The organism is Bacteroidota bacterium (assembly GCA_039714315.1).
Lineage (GTDB): Bacteria > Bacteroidota > Bacteroidia > Flavobacteriales > JADGDT01 > JADGDT01.
The window spans coordinates 1-8867 of record JBDLJM010000130.1 but is presented as its reverse complement, the minus strand read 5'-3'; the positions used below and the strand labels follow the sequence as shown (position 1 = coordinate 8867).

At 34.3% G+C, this 8867-nt stretch carries 11 protein-coding genes; 4 read left to right on the top strand and 7 right to left on the bottom strand.

What is annotated here, in order from left to right; all coding sequences use genetic code 11:
- Positions 1–198 precede the first annotated feature (198 nt).
- From ABFR62_11440 to ABFR62_11430, 3 genes are read left to right on the top strand one after another with little or no spacing between them, the layout of a single operon-like run.
- Positions 199–552: an MmcQ/YjbR family DNA-binding protein gene (locus ABFR62_11440; GenBank protein MEN8139032.1), complete on the top strand. Its 354-nt coding sequence runs from the start codon at positions 199–201 to the stop codon at positions 550–552.
- Positions 553–1134: a DUF502 domain-containing protein gene (locus ABFR62_11435; protein ID MEN8139031.1), complete on the top strand. Its 582-nt coding sequence runs from the start codon at positions 553–555 to the stop codon at positions 1132–1134.
- A 58-nt stretch (positions 1135–1192) separates the two neighbouring features.
- A complete protein-coding gene (locus ABFR62_11430) occupies positions 1193–1750 on the top strand; it encodes an SRPBCC family protein (protein ID MEN8139030.1) in 558 nt (185 codons plus the stop codon).
- A 50-nt stretch (positions 1751–1800) separates the two neighbouring features.
- On the opposite strand, the gene rpiB is transcribed toward ABFR62_11430, so the two are convergent.
- From rpiB to ABFR62_11415, 3 genes are read right to left on the bottom strand one after another with little or no spacing between them, the layout of a single operon-like run.
- The gene (gene rpiB, locus ABFR62_11425; protein ID MEN8139029.1) at positions 1801–2229 is read right to left on the bottom strand and encodes a ribose 5-phosphate isomerase B; all 429 of its coding nucleotides are present in this window, start codon (positions 2227–2229) and stop codon (positions 1801–1803) included.
- A 35-nt stretch (positions 2230–2264) separates the two neighbouring features.
- Positions 2265–2918 carry a ribulose-phosphate 3-epimerase gene (rpe, locus tag ABFR62_11420; GenBank protein MEN8139028.1) on the bottom strand — a complete coding sequence of 218 codons (654 nt, stop codon included), beginning with the start codon at positions 2916–2918 and terminating at the stop codon, positions 2265–2267.
- A gap of 55 nt (positions 2919–2973) precedes the next feature.
- Entirely contained in the window at positions 2974–3837 is an 864-nt protein-coding gene (locus ABFR62_11415; GenBank protein MEN8139027.1) for a sigma-70 family RNA polymerase sigma factor, read from the bottom strand.
- 283 nt (positions 3838–4120) lie between these two features.
- Between ABFR62_11415 and ABFR62_11410 the strand changes: the two genes are divergently transcribed.
- Positions 4121–6601 carry a helix-turn-helix domain-containing protein gene (locus ABFR62_11410; protein ID MEN8139026.1) on the top strand — a complete coding sequence of 827 codons (2481 nt, stop codon included), beginning with the start codon at positions 4121–4123 and terminating at the stop codon, positions 6599–6601.
- A gap of 44 nt (positions 6602–6645) precedes the next feature.
- On the opposite strand, the gene ABFR62_11405 is transcribed toward ABFR62_11410, so the two are convergent.
- From ABFR62_11405 to ABFR62_11390, 4 genes are all read right to left on the bottom strand, one after another.
- Complete coding sequence (locus ABFR62_11405; protein MEN8139025.1) at positions 6646–7368, bottom strand: hypothetical protein; 723 nt, start codon at positions 7366–7368, stop codon at positions 6646–6648.
- Positions 7352–7840 (bottom strand): sigma-70 family RNA polymerase sigma factor, encoded by a 489-nt coding sequence (locus ABFR62_11400; GenBank protein MEN8139024.1) that lies wholly within the window; start codon positions 7838–7840, stop codon positions 7352–7354. The genes ABFR62_11405 and ABFR62_11400 overlap by 17 nt, the downstream gene beginning before the upstream one ends.
- A gap of 472 nt (positions 7841–8312) precedes the next feature.
- Positions 8313–8492, bottom strand: a complete 180-nt coding sequence (locus tag ABFR62_11395; GenBank protein ID MEN8139023.1) for a hypothetical protein — start codon at positions 8490–8492, stop codon at positions 8313–8315.
- Between the two features lie 35 nt (positions 8493–8527).
- A complete protein-coding gene (locus ABFR62_11390) occupies positions 8528–8785 on the bottom strand; it encodes a hypothetical protein (protein MEN8139022.1) in 258 nt (85 codons plus the stop codon).
- Between the last annotated feature and the right edge of the window lie 82 nt (positions 8786–8867).

Here is an 8867-nt window from a genome sequence, read left to right as displayed (position 1 = left end):
CTTAAATCCCCAAACAAAAGCCCTGAGAGAGCGTAATCAGAAAGAGAAGCCTGACTTATAAAAAACACACCCCACCAAAGCCCTGAAAGGGCGAAAGCATAAAGTAAAGCGAAACCTGACTCGTAAAAAACACTCTCCATAAAAGAGAAAACTTAAATAATAAATTATCATTAGTATCTTTATACAAAACTTAATTAAATGAACATCGAAGAAGTCAGAGAATACTGTACATCTAAAAAAGGATGCGAAGAAACATTCCCTTTTGATGAGGAGACTTTAGTTTTTAAAGTTATGGGAAAAATGTTTGCTCTAATGCCTCTGGAAAAGAACAGCACCATTAATTTGAAATGTGACCCCGACAGATCGATAGAATTAAGGGAAAAATATGACAGTATCACACCAGGTTACCACATGAGTAAAAAGCATTGGAATACAATTAATTATTCCGATAATTTCCCTCGAAAACTTTTAACTGAACTTATAGATCATTCATATGAATTAGTAGTCTCCAGCCTAACAAAAAAATTAAAAGAAGAACTAAAATCAATCTAAATGAACAGGTTTGTAAAATACTTTTTTCAGGGACTCCTTTATACAATTCCCATCAGTGTAACTCTTTATGTTATATACGAAATTATCATCTCAATCGACACACAGGTACAGCCCTGGCTACCATTCAAAACCTGGGGCCTGGGTATTATTATAGTGATATTACTAATCACAGTAATCGGGTTTATAGGCAACATACTGGTGGCTCTGCCATTCGTTTCATACTTTGAAAACATATTTATTAAGGCTCCGCTCGTAAGGATTATTTATACTTCCGTTAAGGACTTAGTTTCCTCATTTGTAGGTCAAAAAAAGAGTTTTAGCAAGCCCGTTTTAGTGAGGCTCTACCCTGAATCGGATATTTACAGGTTAGGCTTTTTAACAGATGACAATATGCAAAAGTTCGATCTTGGAGATAATATGGTTTCGGTATATGTCCCACACTCATACGCTATATCCGGTCAGCTTTTTATTGTAGACAAGAAAAATCTAAAAACTATCAATGTCAATGCTACAGGCATAATGAAATACATCGTTTCCGGTGGTGTTACACAAATGAAAGACATGGAGGAGATAGAATCGTAATTTCAGCCTCAAATTTTATTTTCTTAACTTTATACTGCAATTTAAAATAATAACAGAAATGGTAAGATTCTTAAAGTACCTCGGAATTCTTGCCGGGCTATTAATAGTACTCATCATAGTATGGCTATCAACTCTGGATGGCAAATACGACACTTTTAGATCAAGAACTATTAATGCTCCCGCAGAAATTATTTTTGGCTTTGTAGACGACTATAAAGAATGGCCAAAATGGGATCCCTGGACCGAAGCTTTTGGAGATAATATGGAGGTTAGCTATTCCGGAAACAAAAATGGCGTTGGTGCAAAATACACCTGGAAAGGCGAAGAATCAGGAGAAGGAAACATGGAGACTATAGGATCATCTCCATATAGTTCTATTGATCAGGTAATCAATTTCTTAAAACCATTTGAATCAAGCTCTGATATTTACTGGCAATTCGAAGAGACTGAGAAAGGCACTAAAGTTACCTGGGGGATGAAGGGCGAAATGCCTTTTTATATGAGATGGATGGCTGCCGCCATGGATGAAAACATGGAAAAAGACCTGCTACGAGGATTAGAAAAACTCGACAGTATTTCTGTATTAGCGAGCCAGAGAACTCAGGTTTCAGAATAAAATATATTCATCCGATGACTCGTAGTCATCGGATGAATCATAGCATTTTATTATACAGGAATCTTGTCAACTCTTGTTTGGTGACGTCCACCTTCGAAATCAGTACTAAAGAAAGCATCTACCATTTGCAGGGCAAGTTCCAACGACACAAAACGAGCCGGCATATCAAGTATATTAGCATCGTTATGCAAACGTGCAAGTTCTGCCAATTCTACATTCCAACATAGTGAAGCTCTAATACCCTGGTGTTTGTTTGCTGTAATTCCGGCACCATTCCCGCTACCACACATTATCACTCCAAAATCAAACTCTTTATTTTCAACACCACTTGCTACAGGGTGAATATAATCAGGATAATCAACACTGTCTTCAGTATAAGGTCCAAAGTCTTTTACTTCGAATCCCTTTGCCTCAAGATGTTTTACAATTTCTTTCTTGTACTCAACTCCTGCGTGATCAGAACCAATCGCTATTTTCATTTTAATATATTTTTTGTGTTATTTATATTCTCAAATTAACAACTCAACAAATCGCTGATTGTCTGCTTCGGATTATCAGAATTAAAAACAAAGCTTCCTGCTACGAAAGCTTCGGCTCCGGCTTCTTCCAGCTTTGGAAGAATATCAGTATTTACACCACCGTCAACTTCTATAATAGCGTCAGATCCTTTAAGCTTTTTCAATTCAACAAGATCTCTGATTTTAGAGCAGGTATTTTCAACAAATTTTTGTCCTCCAAACCCCGGATTAACTGACATTATCAGAACAAGATCCAAATCGGCTATTATCTCATTCAAAACAGAAACCGGTGTATGAGGATTTAATGAAACTCCGGCTTTCATTCCATTCGCTTTAATAAGCTGGATTGTGCGGTGTAGATGAGTACATGCTTCATAATGTACTACTAAAATATCTGCTCCTGCTTCTGCGAATTCTTCCACATATCTTACAGGATCAATTATCATTAAGTGCACATCAAAAACCTTTTTACTGTGTTTTCTCATTTGCTTGATAACAGGCATTCCAAAAGTTATATTCGGAACAAAAACTCCATCCATTATGTCGAGGTGAAGCCACTCAGCCTCACTTTCATTTAACATCTCTATTTCGCTTTGCAAATTTGTAAAATCAGCAGCAAGAAGTGAAGGTGATATAATTCGCTTACTCATTGTTAGTTATAGTTATTATGTTGTATAAAAAAAGAGGGCTTTTGCCCTCTTACACTTATCCTAAATATGTTTTCAATATTTTACTACGTGATGTGTGTTTCAGACGACGAATTGCTTTTTCTTTAATCTGACGTACACGCTCACGTGTTAAATCGAAGGTTTCTCCAATCTCTTCCAGTGTCATAGGATGAGCATCTCCAAGTCCGAAGTACAGTCTTACAACATCTGCTTCACGGGGAGTTAGAGTAGCCAAAGCTCTCTCTATCTCGGTTCTCAACGAATCTGTCAATAAATCTCTATCGGGAATTGGTGATTCTCCTGAACGAATTACATCATAAAGATTTGAATCTTCTCCTTCAACTAATGGCGCATCCATCGATACATGACGACCTGAATTCTTCATCGACTCCTTAACATCATCCTCACTCATTTCAAGGTTAGATGCAATTTCCTCTGCCGATGGTGCCCTTTCATGTTCCTGCTCCAAAGAGGCGAACATTTTATTAATCTTATTTATAGATCCGATCTTATTCAAAGGAAGACGAACAATACGAGATTGCTCAGCCAAAGCCTGAAGAATAGATTGACGGATCCACCAAACAGCATAAGAAATGAATTTAAATCCACGTGTTTCATCAAATCTCTGAGCCGCTTTAATTAAACCAAGGTTACCTTCGTTTATTAAATCAGGAAGTGTTAACCCTTGATTTTGATACTGTTTAGCTACCGAAACCACAAACCTAAGGTTGGCCTTAGTTAATTTTTCTAATGCTCTTTGGTCACCAGCCCGGATTTTCTGCGCCAACTCCACCTCATCCTCAGCAGTAATTAAGTCTACTTTACCGATTTCTTGAAGGTACTTGTCTAATGACGCGGTTTCCCTGTTGGTAACCTGTTTCGTGATTTTCAGCTGTCTCATATCTACTTTTTAAATTTAAGATCAGAAATAATCTAACCCCTTAATCTACAGTTCAATGCCTGTATTTAATTACAGGCTACCAATGTTATACGTAAATGCTTTGCTTTTTGTTACAGAAGAATCAGTATTTTTTTATAAAAAATAGATCAGGCATTTAATTTGTCCACCAGTAAACTAATACCGAATAAACAATTATCAGATATCATAGAAGCCAATTTCATTAAATATATGAGCACAAATTCATAAATTGCAATATTGTATTACCATAATATCCAATTTTAGCATGCAAAACAATAAAACTGCAAACAAAGAGCTTGATCTTACCCGGGATTTCATAAACAGAACCGATCGAAACATCTTCCTTACCGGTAAAGCAGGTACAGGGAAAACAACCTTCCTACATGAAATTAGAAAATCAACTCTAAAGCGACATATAGTAGTTGCTCCAACGGGTGTTGCAGCAATAAATGCAAAAGGAACTACCATTCACTCATTCTTTCAGATGGCCTTTGGACCTATTTTACCACCGGAAGCTCAAAGTTCGTCGGGGAATATTCCGGCTAAGAAAAAATTCAACAAAAAGAAAATAGATATAATACGCTCTTTGGATTTACTTATTATCGATGAGATAAGTATGGTTAGAGCAGATTTGCTTGATGGTATTGATCAGGTATTGCGGAAATACAAAGACAAAACCAGAGTTTTTGGAGGAGTGCAGGTGTTGATGATTGGCGATTTGCAGCAATTAGCTCCGGTAATTAAAGATCAGGAATGGAATTTATTAAGACCTTATTACGAAACAGCATATTTTTTCAGCAGCAAAGCGTTTCAGGAAAGTAATGCTATAAGCATAGAATTGAAACATATCTATCGTCAGCAGAATCAAAAATTTATCGATATTCTTAACGAAATCAGAAATAATAATATTTCTCAAGAATCAATAGATGAATTAAATAAAAGACATATTCCTGATTTTACACCTGATGATAAAGAAGGCTATATAACACTTACAACTCACAATAATCAGGCAGACGAAATAAATATTCAGAAGCTGAATAAGATTAAAGAGAAATCGAAATATTTTCGTGCAGAAATAGATGGTGACTTTTCGGAACATAATTACCCCACACATGAAAAACTTGAACTCAAAGAAGGTGCTCAGGTTATGTTTGTGAAAAATGACAGCAATCCCGAAAAGCGGTATTACAACGGAAAGATAGGGAAGATTGTTAGATTGGAAAGTGAAAAAGTAATTGTCAGATGTATCGGAGATTCTGAAGATATAGAAACAACACCCGAAATTTGGGAAAATATTTCTTACACAATAGACAAAGAAACCAATGAGATAAGCGAGAACGTAAAAGGTTCCTTCACTCAGATACCTCTAAAACTTGCATGGGCTATAACTATTCATAAAAGTCAAGGGCTTACTTTCGAAAAAGCGGTTATAGATGTACAGTTGTCGTTTACTCACGGACAGACTTATGTAGCTCTTAGTCGCTGTAAAACTATGGAAGGAATGGTTTTGCGCAAACCGTTAAAACAACAAAGTATTATTCACGATAACACGGTTACGTCTTTTACAAAAAACATAGAAGATAATCCTCCGGGAACTAACGATTTATACGAATCGGAAAAACAATACCAGTTAAACCTGATCTCAGAATTATTCGATTTCAGGCAATTATCTTATCCGATTAACAGAGCTCAAAACATTTGCTCTCAAAACCAGAATACATTAAAAGGCAACTTTTGGGACTCTATTAAAATTATAAAAGAACAGGGTGTAGATAATCTAATTAAAGTCGGTATTACTTTTCAAAAACAACTACAGCAGTTAAGTATCGACACCGAAGATCCACAAACTGATGTTGCTATTCAGGAAAGGGTATCGAAAGGAATGGAATACTTCACTAAACAAATAGAAGAGTTTATAGAAAAACCACTTGAAGATTTCACGTTTTCGACTGATAATAAAGCTGTAAAAAAGGATTTGACAGAGCAGATTAAGAAATTTAATACATTAGTGAAGCTTAAGGAATTTTGTTTCATGGGACTGAATGGCAAATTCGATTCAACTAAATACATGAACCTTCGAAACGATTCGGTATTTGCGAAGATTAAAGAGCCAAAAGCTGTAAAAAAAGAGGCCATAGCTAATGTAAACCCAAAGTTATTCGCACAATTACGCTCTTATAGATATCAAAAATCGGAGGATGAAGACATCCCTCCATTTCAAATTTTCACTCAAGACACACTGTACAATATGTGCAACGACCTTCCTATAACTGCTGTACAATTGAAAAAAGTAAAAGGAATGGGGAAAATTCGCGTACAGAAATATGGCGATGATATAATTGATATTATAAAGGCGTATTGCAATAAAGAGGATATTGAAGTCGATGAAAATACAGCTTTGGAAGAGGAAGAAGATAAAAAGAAGGAAGTATTAAAAAAAGTACCTACCCACTTGCAAAGTCTAGCATTTTTTAAACAAGGCTTAAGTATAGACGAAATTGCAAAGAAACGCGAGTTTGCGCCAGGAACAATTGAATCGCACTTATCGAAATGTGTTAAGGAAGATTTAATTGATATTGCAGACGTTATTGGCGAAGAAAAGAGCAAGGAAATAATATCGGCTGTGAAATCGCACAGACACAAGGAATTAAGTCTTGGTGAGCTGAGAGAAAAATTAGATAATAAGTATGATTGGGGCGAGCTTAGAATGGCAATTAATGCAATTTTAGAAAAAGATAATAATTGAAGATAAAATAACTGTGGAGACATAAATCTGCACAGTTATTTTATTTATAAAACAGATGCTATCATATAGCCACTTAAATAACCAATAATAAATAATACTACTAGTGAAACAATTATTATGAATATTATTTTCCCGGTAGTTGTTCCTTTTGGAATTATTCGAGGAACATCTGCCTGGTCAATATCATATAGTACATTATCGAGTTTAATAAGTAAACTATTGTAAAATAACCGTACAAAGTACTTGTAGACATAGTGCCCTAAAACAGCTGTTACAAGGGTTATAATTATTAAAAATATAGATGTTTTGGCATATCCTAAATCTTCAATAATTGTGTTAAACTCCTCAAACTCTTTCAGAAACAGCCAAAAAACAGAAATTAATACAATAGGAAGAATAAAGGTGATTATTCGTAAATAAATATCGATTAGCTTATCTATCCTTTTTTTGTATTCAACAATAAAATTACGTGTTGACAGATTAGCATCAATAGTATATAGTTCTTTCAGCTTAATAGAATTATAAATGTATAGAGCCATGAAAAACACAAATAAGTATATGCCTAGATACAGCCATTTGGTAAACCCAAATCCGATAAGAGATATAATTGCAAAAACAATAGCCGAATTGTTATCTATATTCTGAATTTTACGAATTTTTTCAGTTATAAGTTTCGACTTTTTAGCGTAATGTTTGTCGTACTTGGGAGCAATTAAATCTTCGCCAGTATGACAGTTTTTCCATATTTCCTCAATTGATTTGTCCATCCAGCATTTTTTTTAATTTGTCTTTAATCCTGCTTATTCTAACACCTATATTATTCGCGTTAGTACCTGTTATCTCTGCTATTTCAATATTCGATTTTTCTTCCAGATAGAGTACTATAATTGCTCTGTCAACCTCGCTCAGCTTTTTTATTGCTCTATATAATAAGTTTAAGCTTTCATTCTTAAAAGCGCCGTTATCAGAACTGATATTAATGGGTTTATACTCTGAGTGCTTTTTTGTAAAATTCTTTTCCTTACTATGCAGTGACAGGCATACGTTTAGCGATAGTCTGTATATCCATGTTGACAGTTTTGACTTTTGTTGAAAATTGTCTTTGCTACGCCATATTTGTAAACATACTTCCTGATAATAGTCTTCGAAATCTTCCTGACTATTAGTATATGTCCTGCATATCTTTACAATTATTGGCGAGTAAGGGTCTATATATGTTTTGTAAAAATCGTGACTCAAATTTTATTGATTTTTATGAGTTGAAATAAATATAAAGCCATATTATGTTTATGCTTATAGTTTAATGAAGGATGTATAGTTTTTTATTGCCTTAATTGAATTTCAGTATTTATGTCTTTGAGTTGTTTAGAACCAAGATGCAAAATAGGGAATAATGCAATTGGTACAGCAATCAACGTATTAATTTCACCTTTATAAATATTAAAAATCAACAGGCCTATCAGCATCGCTAAGACAACAATAAAAATAACTAAAACAGCTTTTAATATTTGACCCTATTGTTTTAGTGTATCAGTGTTAAGTTTATTAAAATTTTGTTTTTTCATATACATCTAATCTTATGTTTTGGTCATCACTCTAGAGCGTGACAGCTATGGTATCCCCATTTATATTCATCACGCTTGTTGTACACCCGGCGTTCATGGGGATTTCATAATATTTGATTTTTCGTAATATTAATATCAATTTAACTCTATTTTTTAGTTTTCGAGTAAGCTAAAATTTTCTCAATATTTAATGCCGCTGCGATGGTAATAACTCCAATAACTATTGTTTTCACTCCCGATAATGATTGTTCATCAATCATAATATAAATAGAGGCAATTATACCAAGAATAGCCATTCCGATAAGAAGATATTTTATTATGTTCATAATTAAGAGATTTAAAAATAATGTTTATCTAAATATTACTTCCGTTTTTGCACTTCTACTTTATTATCGTCGATAAAAACGTTGCAGTCAATTTTAAACGAACCACCCAGGTTAACTTTGATGTTTTCCCGCTTACCTTCTTTGTTTATTATATGCCCACTCAAGTTAGAGCCTGCAAGTCCATATCTTTTATCCTGAAGCATGTTGTTTACAAATAGCATTTCGCCATGAAACCAGGTATTAACTATTTTAATTTCGGAATCTTCGTATTTTACTAACCATTCACTTTTCATAATATCGGTTTTAAGATTAAATTGTTTTCTTAGTTAGTATGATCAATTACAGAAATATTACAGGTGAATGCTCTTTTTTTTT

Coding starts and splice junctions, on each gene's coding strand:
- ABFR62_11395 (MEN8139023.1), bottom strand. CDS start 8,492: ATGAACATAATAAAATATCTTCTTATCGGAATGGCTATTCTTGGTATA.
- ABFR62_11440 (MEN8139032.1), top strand. CDS start 199: ATGAACATCGAAGAAGTCAGAGAATACTGTACATCTAAAAAAGGATGC.
- ABFR62_11435 (MEN8139031.1), top strand. CDS start 553: ATGAACAGGTTTGTAAAATACTTTTTTCAGGGACTCCTTTATACAATT.
- rpe (MEN8139028.1), bottom strand. CDS start 2,918: ATGAGTAAGCGAATTATATCACCTTCACTTCTTGCTGCTGATTTTACA.
- ABFR62_11430 (MEN8139030.1), top strand. CDS start 1,193: ATGGTAAGATTCTTAAAGTACCTCGGAATTCTTGCCGGGCTATTAATA.
- ABFR62_11410 (MEN8139026.1), top strand. CDS start 4,121: ATGCAAAACAATAAAACTGCAAACAAAGAGCTTGATCTTACCCGGGAT.
- rpiB (MEN8139029.1), bottom strand. CDS start 2,229: ATGAAAATAGCGATTGGTTCTGATCACGCAGGAGTTGAGTACAAGAAA.
- ABFR62_11390 (MEN8139022.1), bottom strand. CDS start 8,785: ATGAAAAGTGAATGGTTAGTAAAATACGAAGATTCCGAAATTAAAATA.
- ABFR62_11405 (MEN8139025.1), bottom strand. CDS start 7,368: ATGGACAAATCAATTGAGGAAATATGGAAAAACTGTCATACTGGCGAA.
- ABFR62_11415 (MEN8139027.1), bottom strand. CDS start 3,837: ATGAGACAGCTGAAAATCACGAAACAGGTTACCAACAGGGAAACCGCG.